The sequence below is a fragment of the Streptomyces sp. NPDC059248 genome (genome assembly GCF_042753905.1).
Classification (GTDB): Bacteria; Actinomycetota; Actinomycetes; order Streptomycetales; family Streptomycetaceae; genus Streptomyces.
Map to the genome: position 1 here is coordinate 34,107 of NZ_JBHYZV010000008.1, position 15,282 is coordinate 49,388.

The window sequence follows — 15,282 nt, forward strand, 5'->3', positions numbered from 1 at the left end:
GGCTTCAGCCTCGCTTCGTTGCGATGGTGCGAATGATGTGGATGATGCAGACAGTGCGGATGCTGCGGATGGAATGCATGATCACGGCAGGGCGACGGGGAAGTGCAGCGGGGGTTCCTCCAGTAGCCCGTAGAAGGTGGTGAGCACGCCGGCGTCCCCCTGGACGGCCACCGCGCCGGAGGCGATCGCGTCGGTGAACGTCGTCCGCCGGGCGAGGATCCGGTCGAACAGCGCCCGGTCCAGCCGGAGGGTGAGCTGCGGGGCCTCCCCGCCGGGCGCGTCTCCCCGTATCGGGGTCAGGACGCCGTTGCCGACCAGGAGCGTCCACACCTCGTCGATGTCCTCGAACTCCCAGCGCAGCAGCAGCCGGTGGGCCGCCGCGCGCGGTCCGTCCAGCCGGACGGCCAGGGACTGGAAGATCTGCTCCGTCGTCAGACCGGCGAGCATGTCGGGGCTCTGATGGTGCGGCTCGCTGCCCGCGGGCCCGTCGGAGCCGGATCGCAGCTCCTGGGCGCCGGTGAGATAGAAGTTGCGCCAGACGCCGTTCTCCTGGGCGTATCCCAGTTTCTCGAAGGTCCGCGCCTGGAGTTCCCGCGCCTCCGCGTGGTCCGGTTCGGCGAAGAGCACATGGTTCAGGACTTCGGCGACCCAGCGCAGATCACCCTCGTCGAACGATGTACGGGCCCGGCCGACGACGGTGTCGGCGCCGCCCATGAAGTCCAGGTACCGTTTGGCCTGCTCTACCGGCGGGTGCTGCCACAGATGCGCCGGGTTGCCGTCGAACCAGCCCATATAGCGCTGGTAGACGGCCTTGACGTTATGGCTGAGGGAGCCGTAGTAGCCGCGGATGTGCCAGGCGGCGCCCAGCTCGCCGGGGAACGCGGTGATCTCCTCGGCGATCTCCGGTCCCGTCATCCCCCGGTTCATCAGCCGCACCGTCTGGTCGTGCAGATACGCGTACGCGTCGCGCTGCTCCGTCAGGATGCGGCGCACCTCGCCATGGCCCCAGGTCGGCCAGTTGTGCGAGCCCATGAGCACGTCGGCGTCGCCGAAGATCCCGATGCATTCGGTGATGTACGTGGCCCAGGCACGGGCGTCCCGGACGAGCGCGCCACGCAGCGTGAGGACGTTGTGCAGGGTGTGGTTGACCATCTCCGCGATGAGCAGGACCTTGTGGTCCGGGAAGTAGAAGTTCATCTCCGACGGCGCCTCGGCGTCGGGCGCGAGCTGGAAGACGAACCGCACCCCGTCGAGGATCGCCTCCTCACCGGTGCGGGTGATGGTCCGGGTCGGCGGGAGCAGGCCGATGGTGCCGGTGGACAGCCCCTGGGCGATACCGAAGCCGACCATGCCCTCGCCGCCGGGCTTCAGCGACTTGCCGTACATATAGACGGCGCGGCGGCGCATCGCGGGACCGGCGAAGACGTTCTCACTGACCGCGTGCTCCATAAACCCCTCGGGGGCCACGACCTCCACCCGCCCGGCGGCGACGTCCTCGGCCGTGGTCACCCCGAGCGCGCCGCCGAAGTGGTCGCCGTGGCTGTGCGTGTAGACCACGGCCCGGACCGGGCGGTCGCCGCGGTTGCGGCGGTACAGCTCAAGACCGGCGGCCGCGCACTCCTTGGAGACCAGCGGGTCGACGACCACCACACCGGTATCGCCCTCGACGATGGTCATATTGGAGACGTCGAGTCCGCGCACCTGGTAGAAGCCGGGCGCGACCTCGAAGACTCCCTGCGCGGTGTTGTGGCCCGCCTGCCGCCACAGACCGGGGTGCACGGTCCGCGGGCACTCCTCCTCGGTGAGGAAGTCCCAGCGGTCGTTGTCCCAGACGACCCGGCCCGTGGCGTCGCGGATGACACAGGGCTCCAGCCTGTCGATCAGGCCGCGGGTCGCGTTGTCCCGGTCGGTGCTGTCGTCCCAGTCGGTTTCCGGTGCGGTGGTCATGGCTGTCCTGTCTTTCGGAGGGCTGGGAGGGCTCGGAGTCCCGGAGGCTCGGAGAGCTAGGAGGGTGGGGAGGGCGGCGTCGGTGTCAGCCGCGGAGCAGAGCGCGGCCGATGATGAGCTTCTGGATCTCGCTCGTGCCTTCGTAGATGCGCATCACCCGGACGTCGCGGGAGATCCGCTCGACGGTGGTCTCGCGCATATAGCCCATACCGCCGTGGATCTGTACGGCACGGTCCGCTACCCGGCCGGCCATCTCACTGGCGAACAGCTTCGCCGTCGACGGGCCGATCTTGGTGTCCTCGCCGGAGTCGTACCGGCGAGCGACGTCGAGGACCAGGGCGCGGGCGGCGTCCAGCTCGGCCCGGCTCTCGGCGAGCAGCGCCTGCACCAGCTGGAAGCGCCCGATGGGCGCCCCGCCCTGCTTGTTGTCACGGGCGTACGCGACCGACTCCTCCAGCGCCCGGTCGGCCTGGCCGACACAGAGCGCGGCCACATGGACCCGGCCCTTGGCGAGGGACCGCATGGCGGCGTTGAAGCCCCGGCCGGCCGCGCCGCCGACGAGTGCGGTGTGCGGGACCCTGACCCGGTCGAAGAAGACCTCGGAGGTCCAGGCCCCGGCCTGGCCGGTCTTGGCGTCCTTGGGACCGACGACCAGACCGGGCGCGCCCTTCTCCACCAGGAAGCAGGAGATGTCGTCGGTAACGCTCCCGCCCTCGCCGGTGCGGGCGAAGACCATGAGGACATCGGCGACCGCGGCGTTGGTGATGAACCGCTTGGCACCGCTGATCTCGTACCAGCCGTCACCGGTGTCCACCGCGCGGGTCGTCATCCCGGACGGGTCGGAACCGGCCTCGGCCTCGGTCAGCGCGAAGGAGGCCACCGCGCCTTCGGCCAGTCGCGGCAGCCAGGTCTCCCGCTGTTCCGGGGAGCCGTAGTTCACCAGGACCTGACCGGCGATCCCGATATTGGTACCGAACATCGAACGGAACGCGAGACTGGTCCGGCCGAACTCGAAGCACAGCCGGGCGTCCTCCTCCACGGAGGCGCCCATACCGCCGTACTCCTCGGGGAGCGTGTAGCCGAAGAGGCCCATGTCGACGGCTTTGCGCCGGATCTCGGCGGGGACCTCGTCGGTGAGCTCGATCTCGCGCTCGCGCGGCACGACGTCCTCGCGTATGAAGCGGCGGACCGCTTCCAGTACTTCATCGAACGCGGCGCTGTCCACGAATTTCCTCGTCTCGTATCGGATGGACCGGGGGGGGGGATTCAGCCGGTGATCAGTGGTGATCAGTGGCGATCAGTGGTGATCAGCGGGGATCGTCGCGAAGAAGCTGCCTGAGCCGCGTCTTCAGGATCTTTCCGGTCGGCGTCAGCGGCAGCGCGTCCACCACATGCAGCTCACGGACCTTCTGGTACGGGGCGACCCGCTCGGCGACATGCGCCATCACCTCGTCGAGGAACTCCCTGCCCCGCCCGGCCTCCGCCGCGGCGGAGGCCGGGCGCAGGACCACGAAGCCGACCGGGATCTCACCGGACTCCGGATGCGGGCGTCCGACGACGGAGGCCTGGGCGATCGCGGGGTGCGAGCACAACAGCTCCTCCAGCGGCTGCGGATAGACGTTGTAGCCCTTGTAGATGAGCATGTCCTTCGCCCGGCCCACCAGGAACAGAAAGCCGTTCTCGTCGAAGTAGCCCATATCGCCGGTGCGCAGCCAGCCGTCGACGAACTGCCCCGCCGTCAGCTCCGGATCGTCCTGGTAGCCGTCGGTGATCTGCGGACCGCGCGCCCAGATCTCGCCGGTCCCGCCCCGCCGCCGTACGGTGACACCGTCCTCCGCCCTGACCTCGACCTCGGTGTCGCTGATCGGGACGCCCACACTGCCGACCGGGGTCTCGACCTCCGCCCCGGGAGGCGACATGGTCAGACCCATGGTCGCCTCACTCAGCCCGTACCCCTCGGTGACACTGGCGCCGGGGAAGGCGGCGCGCAGTCCGCGCAGGGCGGTGGTGTCGATCGGCGCGGCGCCCGAGGTGATCATGCGGACGGACGACAGGTCCCGCCGGGCCAGTTCGGGGCTGCGCAGCATCCCGTAGTACATGGCGGGTGACCCGGACATATGGGTGACGCCGTGGCGCTCGATATCGCGGATGAACTGGTCCGCGTCGAACCGGCCGCCGGTGATGACGGCGGTGGCGCCGAGCAGGGTGTTGGCGTTGTGGCCGACGAGTCCGAGCCCGTGGAAGAACGGCGCGATGGCGATATTGCAACCCTCGCCGGGCACGACCGTCCGGGGCGCCGGGTCGTCGATCCGGGTGACCCGGACACCGCCCCACTCGTCCAGGCCCGGCAGGGACGCGGAGCGCCAGCAGCAGGTCTGGAGCACATTGGCGACGAGGTTGCGGTGCAGCACCCGTACCGCCTTGGAACGGCCGGTGGTGCCACCGGTCAGCTGGAGATGCGCGACCAGCCCGGGATCGACGGTGTAACCCTCCAGCGGCGCCGACGCCAGCAGCTCGGCCAGCGGGACGGAGCCCGGGGGAAGGACCGCGTTCGCGGGAGCCGGCCCGGCGGCCGTACCGGGGACATGGAAGCAGAAACGATTCGTCTCCGAGTCGGCCTCGGCGAGTACGGCGCCGTTGGCCGGGTGGGTGAAGACCGCGTCGGCGCCGCAGTCGGCGAGCTGGGCGCGGAGCGCTCCGGCGGGCTGCGCGGGATTGAGCGGGGCGACCGCGAGCCCGGCGCACAGGGCGCCGTAGTAGACCACCACGTACCAATACGTATTGGGCATGTGCAGCGCGACGACGCCACCCGGTTGCAGGCCCCGCGCGCGCAGCCCGCCGGCCACCCGGAGCGCCGCCGTGTGCAACTCGGCGAAGGTCAGGGACTCCTCGCCGTCGAGAAGGGCGACCCGGTCCGGGTAGGCGCGGGCGGCGCCCGCGAGCAGGGCGTCCGTGCCCACGGCCGGGATGTCGAGGGACGGTGGCATGTTCTTCGGCCAGATACGGGACACGAGGGCTCCTGGCGGCTTCGGGACGAACGGGCGACGAGGACTACGGGGTGGTGTCGGGGGGACGGCGACGGCGCGGCGGTGGCGGCGGTGGTCGCGGACACGGTCGCGGGAGTTCCGGACGCGGCGGTACGGGACGGTGCGGCCACCGGGTCGGCGTCGCGCCACACGGCACGGGTCAACGGGTTAACGGGTCCGGGTTCCGGAGCGCGGAGGCGAGGAGCCCGGGCGCCGAGGACCAGGTGACCCCGTCGAGAAGCCCCGGTACATCGGCGCCGCAGGCCGCGAACTTGCCCGCCAGGTCCTCCGGGGCCGGCGGACGCGACGGCGAGCCCGGCGGCAGCGCGAGGCTCGTCCGCAGCGCACCGCCGTCGGCCAGCTCCAGCCGGATGTCCACCAGACCGGAGAGGAGGCCGTCGCCACCCGGTGTGCGCACGACCTCGGTGGCGGCCATCAGACGCCGCGCCTCGGTCCTGCCGACCGCGGCGTCGGTGAAGGACGTGAAGTCGGGGAAGTCGTCGAGGAGGGCGGCCGCGACGGCGTACGGCATGCTGAACTTGGCCTCGAGACCGGTGCGCGGCCGGTCGTGGATCAACGGCCGCATGCTCGCATCGGGCGTGGTGACCAGGACGCCGACGACGTCCGCCGGGGCGATCCGGCCGTGCCGTGCCCGCAGCTCGCGTACGGCGGCGATCGGGCGCTGCATCGCGTAGCAGCAGGGATGGAGCTTGACGGCGAGCCCGTCGGCCACTGCCGGCCGCCCGTCGGGAAAGACACCGGCGCCGGTACCGCCGACCAGCCCCAGCCACGCGTCCAGGGCCCGCGGGTCGGCGGTCGCCCCGGCGCGGGCGAGCCGCGCCGCCCGTACCCCCGCTTCGGCGGCGAAGCCGACCTGGAGGGCCTTGCCGTGGGTGCCGAACGCGGCCTGGACGCCACCGGCGGCGGGGAGGGCGAGCGCCATCGCGGTCGCCAGCCCGTCGGGCGGCAGCCCCAGCGCGACGCCCGCGGCGACGGCCGCCGCCGGTGCCCCCTGGGTACAGGTGGCGTGCCAGCCCGCCGCGTAGTGCGGCCAGCCGAGCAGCGTACCGAGCCTGGTCATGACTCCGGCTCCGGCGAGATAGGCGCGGGCGTCGCCGCCCGCGGCCAGCGCCGCGGCGAGCGTGACGACGCTGACATGGCTCGTCGACTCCACATGGACGTCGTCGAAGTCCAGTACATGGCCGACCGCGGCCCACCGGGCGGCGTCGGGCAGCGGCGCGGCGAGCGCCGCCACTTCGTGCCCCCGGGCCGCGAGCGTCACGGCCAGCGTGTCCCGCAGGGACCGTTCCGCCAGCGCGAGATCGTCTCCGTCCGGCTCGTACGACCAGGCCCATCGGGCCAGGTTCTCGGCAGTCGTCGTGCGCACCGTGCCGCCCTCTCAGTGCCGCGGCCGGTAGTCGGTGTGGTGCTCGACGTGCCGGAAGAGCGCCTGGGCGGTGCTGTCGGCGGTGCCGCGCGCCGCCTCCTCGGCGATATGGCCGACCAGTCCCACGGCGCGGGCCGCCACCACGACGGTACGGACCTGCCGCCAGTCGAAGCCCAGATCCGATATGACCGCGCCGAAGGTGCCCGCGCCGTTCAGGGTGATCAGCTTGGCGCGGCGCCGCTCCAGCTCGGAGTGGACCGCTTGCAGCAGCAGGCTGTGCGGCCCGAGGAAGCCGCACTCCTCGGCGAGTTCGAAGAAGCGGGCGGTCCTCGGATCACGCGGCCGGTGGGTCGGATGCCCGAAGCCGGGCACCTTCTCGTCCGACTCCTCGAAGCGGTCCAGGATCCCGGCCGCCGTCCGCTCGGCGCTCTCGCCGTCCGGGGCGTCCGCCAGGGCTTCCTGGAGTGTGCGGGCGGTCAGCTCCATGGCGCCCAGATAGACGCTGCCGGCGCCGAGCAGCCCCGCCGCCACGGCGGCCTGCGTCGCCTCGGGGGCCCCGAGCCAGGTCAGGCGGGCGGCCAGGGAGCTGGGCGTGAAGCCGTGCTCCGCGATGCCCACCATGAGCGCGTTGAGCATCCTCGACTCGTCGCCGGTGGGCAGCCGGCCCTGTGCGCCGAGGAAGACGATATCGGCCAGATTGGCGTGGCCGATGACCTCCGAACACAGGTCGTATCCGTAGATATTGATGGAGTCCGGCGTCGAGGTGCCGATTCGGGTGGTGTACACGGCTGCCTTTCGGATGACGGGATCGTGTTCAGACGGAGGGGACCAGCGGGGGAGGGGCGGAGGGCAGGCCGCCGAGGGCGGCGTCCAGCCCCGCCGGGGTCCAGCGGCCCTCGTGCCGATGGGTCTCCCGGACCGTCCAGCCCTCGTAGACGTCGATCCGGCCCCCGCGGATCATGAGCATCTGGCCGTTGGCACGGCAGTCCTCGGCGGCCAGCCAGGCGACGAGGGGCGAGACGTTCGCCGGGTCCCAGGTGTCGAACTCGCCCTCGTGGGCGGCCAGTTTCCCGGCCAGACCGGGAGTGTCGAGCGTCATCCGGGTCCGGGCCACGGGAGCGATCGCGTTGACCCGGACGCCGTAGCGCTCCAGTTCGCGCGCGGCGACGATGGTCATCGCGGCGATACCGGCCTTGGCCGCGGCGTAGTTCAGCTGCCCGGGGTTGCCGCGCAGGCCCGAGCCGGACGAGGTGTTGACGACGGACGCCTTGACCGGCCGCCCGGCCCTGGCCCGCCGACGCCAGTGGGCGGCGGCGTGGTGCAGGGTGGCGTAATGGCCCTTGAGATGGACCGAGATCACCGCGTCCCACTCCTGTTCGGTCATCCTCGCCACGGTCGCGTCACGGGTGATGCCCGCGTTGTTGACCAGGATGTGCAGCTCGCCGAAGGCCGTGACGGCCCGCTCGACCAGCGCCCCCGCGGCGGCGAAGTCGTCGGCCCGGCCGGTGTCGGCCACCGCGTCGCCGCCGGCCGCCCGGATCTCCGCGACCACCCGCTGGGCCGGACCCTCGTCCGTGCCGCTGCCGTCGCCGGCCACGCCCGGATCGTTGACGACGACCCGGGCGCCCTCGGCGGCGAGGAGCAGCGCGTGCTCGCGGCCGAGACCGCGGCCCGCGCCGGTGACGATCGCCACGCGACCGGTGAGGCTTCCCATGGTGGATCCCTTCAGGGTGTGGGTGGGGACGAAGTCGTCGAACCGGTGCCGGTCACGCCGCCGACCGCGCGGGCCGCGCGCAGCCCCGCGATCTCCTCGTCGGTGTAGCCGCACCCGCGCAGGACGGCGTCGGTGTGCTCGCCGAGCAGCGGCGCGCGCCGGACGCCGGGCGCCGGCCCGCCCGCGAGGCGGATGGGCGATGCGGCGACGGTGACCGGGCGGTCCAGACCGGGATGCTCGACCTGCTGGAGCATGGAGCGCGCCCGCAGATGCGGATCGTCGAAGAGCGAGTCGGCGGTGTTGACCGGGCCGAAGGGGACCTTTCCGCCCAGGAGCGCGGCGAGTTCGGCGCGGGTACGGCGCCCGGTCCACTCGCCGACGAGGCCGAGGACCTCGGCTTGGCGGGCCACCCGGTCGGTGTTGCGCGCGTACCGGGGGTCCGTGCCCAGCTCCGGGCGTCCCATCACCTCGCACAGCAGCACCCAGTGGTGGTCGGCGGGCGCGGCGGCCAGCGCGACGAATCCGTCGACGGCCGGGAAGAGCCCGAAGGGGCAGAGCAGCGGGTGCGCGTTGCCCTCGGGTCCGGGCACGACGCCCTGGTACGAGTACTGGTAGACGATCCGCTCGCAGGCGGCGACGACCGCGTCGTACATCCCGACGTCCACGAACCGGCCGCGCCCCGTGATCTCCCGCTCCCGCAGGGCGGCGAGGGTGCCGACGGCGGCGAACAGGGCGGGCAGGGTGTCGCCGAGGCCCGGACCCGCCTTGACGGGCGGTCCGCCGGCCGGTCCGGTGATCCCGAGCAGTCCGCCCATCGCCTGGGCCACGATGTCGTAGCTCGGCCAGTCCTGGATGGGGCTGACACCGGTACGGGGATCACCGAACCCGCGTACCGCCGTGTAGACGAGGCGCGGATTGATCGCGGCGAGCCGCTCGTAGCCGACGCCGTGCCGCTCCATCACACCCGGCCGGTAGTTCTCCACCAGCACATCGGCCGTGGCGGCGAGCCGGCGGATCACCTCGGCGCCCTCGGGCTTCGTCAGATCGACGACCAGCCCCTGCTTGTTGCGGTTGACGGACTGGAAGTAGCCGCCGTACGCCTTGAGTGCGTCGCCCTCGGCGTACGGGCCCTGGGCGCGGGTCATGTCGCCGAACGGCGGCTCGACCTTGAGGACGGTGGCCCCGAGGTCGGCGAGGACCATCGTGCAGAACGGCCCGGCGAGCATCCGGCTCAGGTCGAGCACCGTCAGCCCGTGCAGGGGACCGGACTCCGGAGGCGGGACGGCGGTCATGGTCAGCGCCCCAGCAGCGTGTCGGAGATGATCTTCATCTGGATCTCCGACGTGCCCTCGAAGATCTTGGTCAGGCGGGCGTCCCGCCAGTGCCGTTCGACCGCGAAGTCGGTGGTGTATCCGGCGCCGCCGTGGATCTGGACGCCTTCACTGGTGACCCGCTCGGCCATCTCCGTCGCGTGCAGCTTCACCATCGACGCCTGGAGGTTGGACGGCCGTCCGGCGTCGTAGTCGGCGCAGATCCGGTGCAGCAGCGCCCGCGACGCCTCGATCCGCGTCGCCATGTCGGCGATCTTGAACCGGATGGCCTGCTTCTCCGCGATCGGCCGACCGAACTGCACCCGCTCCTTCGCATAGGCGATCGAGTCCTCCAGCGCTCCGCGTGCCAGGCCGATGGCGCGGGCTGCCGTATGGATCCGGGCGATGACGAGATCGCCCATGGCGACCCCGAAGCCGTGCCCCTCCGCGCCGACGATCATGCCGGGCTCGACCCGGGCGCGGTCGAAGGACAGCTCCCACGTCCGCCAGCCGTGGTACCCGATCTTCCGGACCGGTGTACCGGTCACCCCATCGGGGAGGGTGCCGCGCTCCTTCGGCATGAGGAAGCAGGTGATGCCGCGCGACCGCCGGGCCGGGTCGACCGGCTCGGTCCTGGCGAACACCTGGAGGTAGTCGGAGCCGTCGGCGAAGGTGCACCACATCTTCTGCCCGGTGATCCGCCAGCCGCCGTCCGCCTCGGGCTCGGCGCGACAGCGCAGATTCGCCACGTCCGACCCGGCGTCCGCCTCCGACAGGGCGAACGCGCTGAGGAACTCGCCCCGCGCCATCCGCGGCAGATACGCGGCCCGCTGCCCGGCGCTGAAACCGTGCGCGAACTGCTGGCCGCGGGCGATCAGGCTCGCCACGCTCATCCAGCCGCGCGCCAGCTCCTCCACGACGAGCGCGTACTCGCTGACGCCGAGCCCCAGGCCGCCGTACTCCTCGGGGATGAGGATGCCGAAGAAGCCCAGGTCGGCCATTTTCCGGCGCAGCTCCATCGGGATCTGTCCGGCGACCGGGTCCAGCTCGGCGGCCACCGGCAGCACCTCCTTGGCCACGAACTCGCGCGCCAGGGCTCGGATCGCCAGCCGGTCCTCGGTGAGGAAGACCTCGGTCGGGGCTTCGGTGCGCGTGCTCATGGCTGCGGCTCCCTCGTGATGTCGTACGCCGGGGATCGGCGCACGGGGTTCGGGGCGGTCGTCGAAGTCTTCGCCCGACCGGTGCGGGTGCGGTCCGGTCCGATCGGTGCGGGTGCGGGTGCGGGTGCGGGTGCGGGTGCGGGTGCGGGTGCGGGTGCGGGCTGGGCGCCTCCGCCCGGCCCCGGGGCTCAGGCGGCGAGCGCCGCGGACACGGCCGCGGCGGTGCTCCGTATCTGCCGGGCCCACCACGGCACCCGGCGGACGTCGAAACGGCTGTCGGGCAGCGACAGCCCGATCCCGCCGACCGGGGCGCCGCCCGGCCCCGTCACGGCGGCGCCCACGGCACAGACCCCGTCCCGGTTCTGCCCGCGGTTCACGGCGAACCCCTTGGCGCGGGCCTCTTCGAGCCGCGCCCTGATGAGGCGGGGCTCGGTCAGTGTGTTCGCCGTCAGTCGCGGCACCGGCCGGGCGAGGACCCGTTCCACCTCCTCGTCCGGCAGCAGGGCGAGGACGGCGAGTCCGGTGGAGGTCGCGGTGACCGGGGACGTGGCGCCCAGCCGGTTGACGGTCCGTACGGGATGGCGGCAGTCGATCCGCTCGATCAGCACCATACGGAACGGGCCGTCCGGGACCTGGAGCGTGACCGTCTCACCGGTCAGCTCGCCCAGTTCGCGCATGGGCCCGAGCGCGGCGTCACGGATGCCGCGCCCCGCGGGGGCCGTACCGGCGAGGGTGAGCATCCGGGTGGTCAGCGTCCAGCGGGTGTGCTCGTCGCCGGCCGCGCGGATCCAGCCCGACTCGGCCAGGGCCAGGAGCACGCGCTGGACCGAGGATTTCGGCAGCTCGCAGATCCTGGAGATCTCGCCGACCCCGACGGGCTGGTGCGCGGCGACCGCTTCGAGAATGCGCAGACCTCGCTGGATGCCCTGCATGGGATTCCTTCCCTCGACGACCCGGTGGGCCGTTGACCGGCACGCTATGCCGCTCATCGGTACCGGTAAAGCCTTGGGATTCCTTTGGATGTGATAGGCAGTACCTATGGAACGGCGTCATCTCAGCTACTTCGTCGCGGCCGTCGAGGCGGGCAGCATCTCCGAGGCCGCGCGACGGCTGCATCTGAGTCAGCCCTCGGTCTCCCAGGCGATCCAGGAGCTGGAGCGCGAGCTGCGGACCCCGCTCGTCGTCCGGGGGCGGAAGCTGACCCTCACCCCCGCGGGGCGGGCCCTGCTCGGTCCCGCCCGCCGGACGTTACGGTCCTTCGACGGCGTCCGGGCGGCGGTCGAGGGGGTGGGCATGCTGGCGACCGGACGGCTCGATCTGGCCGTCGTCCCCGCCCTCGCGGTGGACCCGGCGGTCCGGATCGTCACGGAGTTCCGCGCGCGCTATCCCGGCGTACGGGTCCGGGTACGCGACGCGGCCAACGGGAAGGAGGGGTTCGCGGCGCTCAGACACGCCGAGGCGGAGCTCCTGCTCCACGACCATCCGGCCCCCTACCCCAAACACCGCGCGGTGCCCGTCGCACTCAGCGCGCTGATGGTCGTCTTCCCGCCCGGCACCGAGCTGCCGGAGGGCCCGGTCGGACTCGCCGAACTGGCCCGGCACAACGTGGTCATGGGCGCCGCCGCCGAATCCGCGGTCGGTACCTGGGTCGTCGTCGAGCTGGCCGCGCTGGGGCTCCCGGCCCTCACGGTCGCCGTGGACACGGCCCATCGCGACGCCGTCATCCCCTTCGTGCTCGCGGGCGCCGGGGCGACGGTGCTGCCCGAACCCACCGCGTGCATCGCCGAGCGGCTCGGCGCGGTGATCCGGCCGGCCGGCTTCAGCGTTCCGCGCCAGGCGTATCTCTACCACCGGACCGGTGAACTCTCCCCGACGGCACGGGCGTTCGTCGATCTCGCGGAGGAGCAGGACCCCGCCCGGTGACCGCGCGGGCGGCCCCGGAAGCCGGGACCGCCCGCCGTTCAGACGCGGATCGCCGACCGACCCGCGTCCATCGCGTCCGCCTCCACCGGGCTCAGCAGTTCCAGCACCCCGCCGCCGGGCAGTCCGGGCGGGACACCGTCCACGGTCACCTCGCGGTCCGGTATCTGCCGCCCGTCGCGGGCGACGGTCATCCCGGCACTCCCTTGCGCGACCGGGGCGGGATGACGACAAGCCGCCGGAAGGAGGCCAGCTGGGCGGTGTCCTCGTCCACGGGCACCCCGTCGACCTGGACCCAGGCGTGCGCCGTGAACGGTTCCGTACGCACCCCGACGACCCACTCCGGCCACACTCCGGTGACCCGGCACAACAAGGCCGTCGCGATCGACCGCTGGAGGCACCACGGTCCCGTACACATCACACTGACGTGGAGCACGGCGTTACGGGCCCGACGGGCCTCGTCGGCCCGGCTCGGGCGGGCTCCCCCGCGGACCGCCCGCAGCAGCGCGAACTGGCGCTCCGGGGTGAGCTTCGCGATCCCCCGCGCCAGCAGGACCGCGATCCGCGCCGGAGGGCGCAACCACAGCGGCGGTACCGATTCGGCCCGCTCGTTCACCATGGAGACACTCATCGGGCCAGCAGCTTCGCGTCCCGGAGCCGGCGCACCAGGGCGTCGACGTCCGTCGCCGCCCGGCCGGCCGCGTCCGGGTACATCTCCCGGATCCGCTCGGCCGCGGACTCCACGGTCTCACCGCCCAGCAGCAGCCGGACGATCTCCGAACCGGTGCCGTTGAGCTGCCAGTACCGTCCGGTCTTCTGATGGAGGAACACCATGCCGTCCTCGGACTCGACCATGGTGACGAAGGGGGAGAGGGCTATGTCCGGCATCGGACCTCCTGAAGCGTGGAATGCTGGGGTGCCGGGACGGACCGGGGTGTCACCGCGGTCCGACCCGCTCGGGCACGGAACGGAGCCATGCCTCCAGGGCGATCGTCTTCTCGAACGGGCCGGTCAGCAGGGGATCCGGCATGACGTCCGTGAGCACCCGGCGGACGGCCGCGCCGTCCACCAGGCCCCGGGCGACCAGCCGGGAGTCCTCGAACATGGCCCGGATCGCGCCGAGATTGCGGCGGCGGCCCTCGTAGACGTCCATGGTGAAGTGGCTCTTGGTGGTGCGGTCGAGGACGTAGTCGGGCACCGTGCCGCGCAGCGCGGCGGCCAGGACGGGCTTGTGCCGCCCGGGGACGTACCGGTCCTCGAACCGTACGGACAGCGCCGCCGTGACCACCCGGTCGTCGATGAACGGTGCCTCGAAGCTCACCCCGAACCGCTCCCCGAGCGTATTCGCGAACCGGACGATATGGCCGTTGAGGTGGATACAACGGAGGATATCGTGCTGGACCGGTTCGGGCGCCATCGGGACGGGCCGGGTGGCGGCCGACCGGCGGATGGCCGCCCCGGCCAGCGCGGAGACGTCCCGGCGGACCCAGAAGGGCATGTGCGGCATGGCCTCCCAGCCCACTTCCGCCTCGGGGTCGGGTGGTGCGAGGAGAGTGTCCGCCGAGCGGCCGAGCCAGGTGGCGTAGGCCGGGAAGGGGCGCACGACCCGCAGGGTCGTACCGAGGGACCAGCGCCGCTTGGCCCGCATCGACCGGAGCATCGCCAGCGACCCGAGCGGCCGTCGGCGCAGCACCGCGTTCACATACGCCGCTGTGCCCGTCGCCGCCAGCTCGTCGCTGCCGTGTCCCTGGAGATGCCGGGTGACGCCGTACGAGGCCATGACCCGGGCCACTTCCTCCATATGCCGGGTCATGGCGACGAACGGCGGCGGCTCGTCGATCGCGAGATCCGTACGGTCCGACGCGTCGTAGTACAGAGGTGCCGTGTCCCGGCCGAGCACGATGTGCTCGGCATCCGGCAGATCCGCCGCGGTCCGGTCCGCGACGGCGTCGTCGCAGTTCGCCGGGTCCATCAGCTGACGGCGGATGGTCACGAGCCGGCCCGGCTCCCGGTCGGCGAGAAAGCACAGACTCGTGGAGTCCATCCCACCGGACAGATCGCAGCCCAGGGCGGGCGCCGTACCCGAGCGGGCGGCGACCGCCGACACCAGAGCCCGGCGGAACTCCGGGACGGCGGCCGCCGCCGGGACCTCGGGCTCCGGCGCGCTCCACCACCGCCGGGTCGCGGCCGTACCGTCGGGGCGCAGGGACAGACAGTGTGCGAAGGGCACCGTGTCGACCTCCCGCCAGACGCTCCGCTCGGTCAGCGGCCACGGCGGTGTGAAGCCGAGCAGATGCTGGGCGAGCTGTTCGTCCGAGAGGGTCAGCTCCCGCAGCGCGGCCAGTACGGTCACCCGGCTCGCGGCGACCGAGACACCGGAGACCTCGGTGGTGACCAACTGCCGCGCGCCGGACAGGGTGCCCTGGGCGCGGACGGAGCCGTCGAAGGAGGCGATCAGATGGAAACAGCCCGCGACACTCTCCGCGACCGCGTCGAGCTGCCGGACGTCGTGGAGCCTCTCCAGCCGGGCCCGCAGATGGGGCTCGGTGGTGTGCGCGGGGCCGAGGAGGACGACCGCCGACGTACCCGCGCGGGCGTGCAGCGCCTCGTCCGCCGACCAGTTCCCGACCACCCAGGGGCGGCCCGACCGGTGGTACAGCGTGTTCTTCCGGTACTCATCGGGGAGCCGGGCACTCACCTCGTCGGCGGCGGGATGGTCCGGCAGGACGACGAACTCCATGGGGTTCCCAACTGTCTCGGTGGTCGGCGGGCTGACGCGGGGTACCCCGGCCGGTCGCCGGTGGCCGGACGGGGCCAC

The 15,282-nt window shown here is 72.4% G+C and carries 14 protein-coding genes; 1 reads left to right on the top strand and 13 read right to left on the bottom strand.

Annotation, left to right across the window (positions count from 1 at the left end; all coding sequences use genetic code 11):
- Nucleotides 1–81: 81 nt before the first annotated feature.
- The 9 genes from ACFXG1_RS05385 to ACFXG1_RS05425 all read right to left on the bottom strand — a co-directional run bounded on the left by ACFXG1_RS05385 (nucleotide 82) and on the right by ACFXG1_RS05425 (nucleotide 11,476).
- Nucleotides 82–1,947: an alkyl/aryl-sulfatase gene (locus ACFXG1_RS05385; protein ID WP_384715698.1), complete on the bottom strand. Its 1,866-nt coding sequence runs from the start codon at nucleotides 1,945–1,947 to the stop codon at nucleotides 82–84.
- Nucleotides 1,948–2,032: 85 nt separating this feature from the next.
- Nucleotides 2,033–3,172 (bottom strand): acyl-CoA dehydrogenase family protein, encoded by a 1,140-nt coding sequence (locus ACFXG1_RS05390; RefSeq protein ID WP_384715695.1) that lies wholly within the window; start codon nucleotides 3,170–3,172, stop codon nucleotides 2,033–2,035.
- 82 nt (nucleotides 3,173–3,254) lie between these two features.
- Nucleotides 3,255–4,958, bottom strand: a complete 1,704-nt coding sequence (locus ACFXG1_RS05395) for a class I adenylate-forming enzyme family protein (RefSeq protein WP_384741187.1) — start codon at nucleotides 4,956–4,958, stop codon at nucleotides 3,255–3,257.
- Between the two features lie 175 nt (nucleotides 4,959–5,133).
- Nucleotides 5,134–6,360: an MmgE/PrpD family protein gene (locus ACFXG1_RS05400; RefSeq protein WP_384741190.1), complete on the bottom strand. Its 1,227-nt coding sequence runs from the start codon at nucleotides 6,358–6,360 to the stop codon at nucleotides 5,134–5,136.
- A gap of 12 nt (nucleotides 6,361–6,372) precedes the next feature.
- Nucleotides 6,373–7,146, bottom strand: a complete 774-nt coding sequence (locus ACFXG1_RS05405) for a citryl-CoA lyase (RefSeq protein WP_384719061.1) — start codon at nucleotides 7,144–7,146, stop codon at nucleotides 6,373–6,375.
- 28 nt (nucleotides 7,147–7,174) lie between these two features.
- The gene (locus ACFXG1_RS05410; RefSeq protein ID WP_384719063.1) at nucleotides 7,175–8,074 is read right to left on the bottom strand and encodes an SDR family oxidoreductase; all 900 of its coding nucleotides are present in this window, start codon (nucleotides 8,072–8,074) and stop codon (nucleotides 7,175–7,177) included.
- 11 nt (nucleotides 8,075–8,085) lie between these two features.
- Nucleotides 8,086–9,366 carry a CaiB/BaiF CoA transferase family protein gene (locus tag ACFXG1_RS05415; RefSeq protein WP_384719065.1) on the bottom strand — a complete coding sequence of 427 codons (1,281 nt, stop codon included), beginning with the start codon at nucleotides 9,364–9,366 and terminating at the stop codon, nucleotides 8,086–8,088.
- Nucleotides 9,367–9,368: 2 nt separating this feature from the next.
- Nucleotides 9,369–10,544, bottom strand: a complete 1,176-nt coding sequence (locus ACFXG1_RS05420) for an acyl-CoA dehydrogenase family protein (RefSeq protein ID WP_384719067.1) — start codon at nucleotides 10,542–10,544, stop codon at nucleotides 9,369–9,371.
- Between the two features lie 188 nt (nucleotides 10,545–10,732).
- On the bottom strand, nucleotides 10,733–11,476 hold the full coding sequence (locus ACFXG1_RS05425) for an IclR family transcriptional regulator (RefSeq protein WP_384741195.1): 744 nt from the start codon (nucleotides 11,474–11,476) through the stop codon (nucleotides 10,733–10,735).
- A gap of 106 nt (nucleotides 11,477–11,582) precedes the next feature.
- On the opposite strand from ACFXG1_RS05425, the gene ACFXG1_RS05430 reads away from it, so the two are divergent.
- Nucleotides 11,583–12,467, top strand: a complete 885-nt coding sequence (locus ACFXG1_RS05430; RefSeq protein WP_384714408.1) for a LysR family transcriptional regulator — start codon at nucleotides 11,583–11,585, stop codon at nucleotides 12,465–12,467.
- Nucleotides 12,468–12,505: 38 nt separating this feature from the next.
- Here the strand turns inward: ACFXG1_RS05430 and ACFXG1_RS05435 are convergent, their stop codons facing one another.
- The 4 genes from ACFXG1_RS05435 to ACFXG1_RS05450 form a co-directional block, all read right to left on the bottom strand.
- Nucleotides 12,506–12,658, bottom strand: coding sequence for a hypothetical protein (locus tag ACFXG1_RS05435; RefSeq protein WP_384714405.1), 153 nt, complete (start codon nucleotides 12,656–12,658; stop codon nucleotides 12,506–12,508).
- Complete coding sequence (locus ACFXG1_RS05440) at nucleotides 12,655–13,083, bottom strand: lasso peptide biosynthesis B2 protein (RefSeq protein ID WP_384741199.1); 429 nt, start codon at nucleotides 13,081–13,083, stop codon at nucleotides 12,655–12,657. Before ACFXG1_RS05440 ends, ACFXG1_RS05435 begins: the two co-directional genes overlap by 4 nt.
- Nucleotides 13,084–13,091: 8 nt before the next feature.
- Nucleotides 13,092–13,352, bottom strand: a complete 261-nt coding sequence (locus ACFXG1_RS05445; RefSeq protein ID WP_384714398.1) for a lasso peptide biosynthesis PqqD family chaperone — start codon at nucleotides 13,350–13,352, stop codon at nucleotides 13,092–13,094.
- 49 nt (nucleotides 13,353–13,401) lie between these two features.
- A partial coding sequence (locus ACFXG1_RS05450) for an asparagine synthase-related protein (protein ID WP_384741202.1) occupies nucleotides 13,402–15,282 on the bottom strand: 1,881 nt, incomplete at its 5' end.

What these genes read in the sequence shown, in the direction of transcription:
- ACFXG1_RS05430 (WP_384714408.1), top strand. Translation starts at nt 11,583, where the DNA reads ATGGAACGGCGTCATCTCAGCTACTTCGTCGCGGCCGTCGAGGCGGGC.
- ACFXG1_RS05445 (WP_384714398.1), bottom strand. Translation starts at nt 13,352, where the DNA reads ATGCCGGACATAGCCCTCTCCCCCTTCGTCACCATGGTCGAGTCCGAG.
- ACFXG1_RS05385 (WP_384715698.1), bottom strand. Translation starts at nt 1,947, where the DNA reads ATGACCACCGCACCGGAAACCGACTGGGACGACAGCACCGACCGGGAC.
- ACFXG1_RS05410 (WP_384719063.1), bottom strand. Translation starts at nt 8,074, where the DNA reads ATGGGAAGCCTCACCGGTCGCGTGGCGATCGTCACCGGCGCGGGCCGC.
- ACFXG1_RS05435 (WP_384714405.1), bottom strand. Translation starts at nt 12,658, where the DNA reads ATGACCGTCGCCCGCGACGGGCGGCAGATACCGGACCGCGAGGTGACC.
- ACFXG1_RS05420 (WP_384719067.1), bottom strand. Translation starts at nt 10,544, where the DNA reads ATGAGCACGCGCACCGAAGCCCCGACCGAGGTCTTCCTCACCGAGGAC.
- ACFXG1_RS05425 (WP_384741195.1), bottom strand. Translation starts at nt 11,476, where the DNA reads ATGCAGGGCATCCAGCGAGGTCTGCGCATTCTCGAAGCGGTCGCCGCG.
- ACFXG1_RS05415 (WP_384719065.1), bottom strand. Translation starts at nt 9,366, where the DNA reads ATGACCGCCGTCCCGCCTCCGGAGTCCGGTCCCCTGCACGGGCTGACG.
- ACFXG1_RS05440 (WP_384741199.1), bottom strand. Translation starts at nt 13,083, where the DNA reads ATGGTGAACGAGCGGGCCGAATCGGTACCGCCGCTGTGGTTGCGCCCT.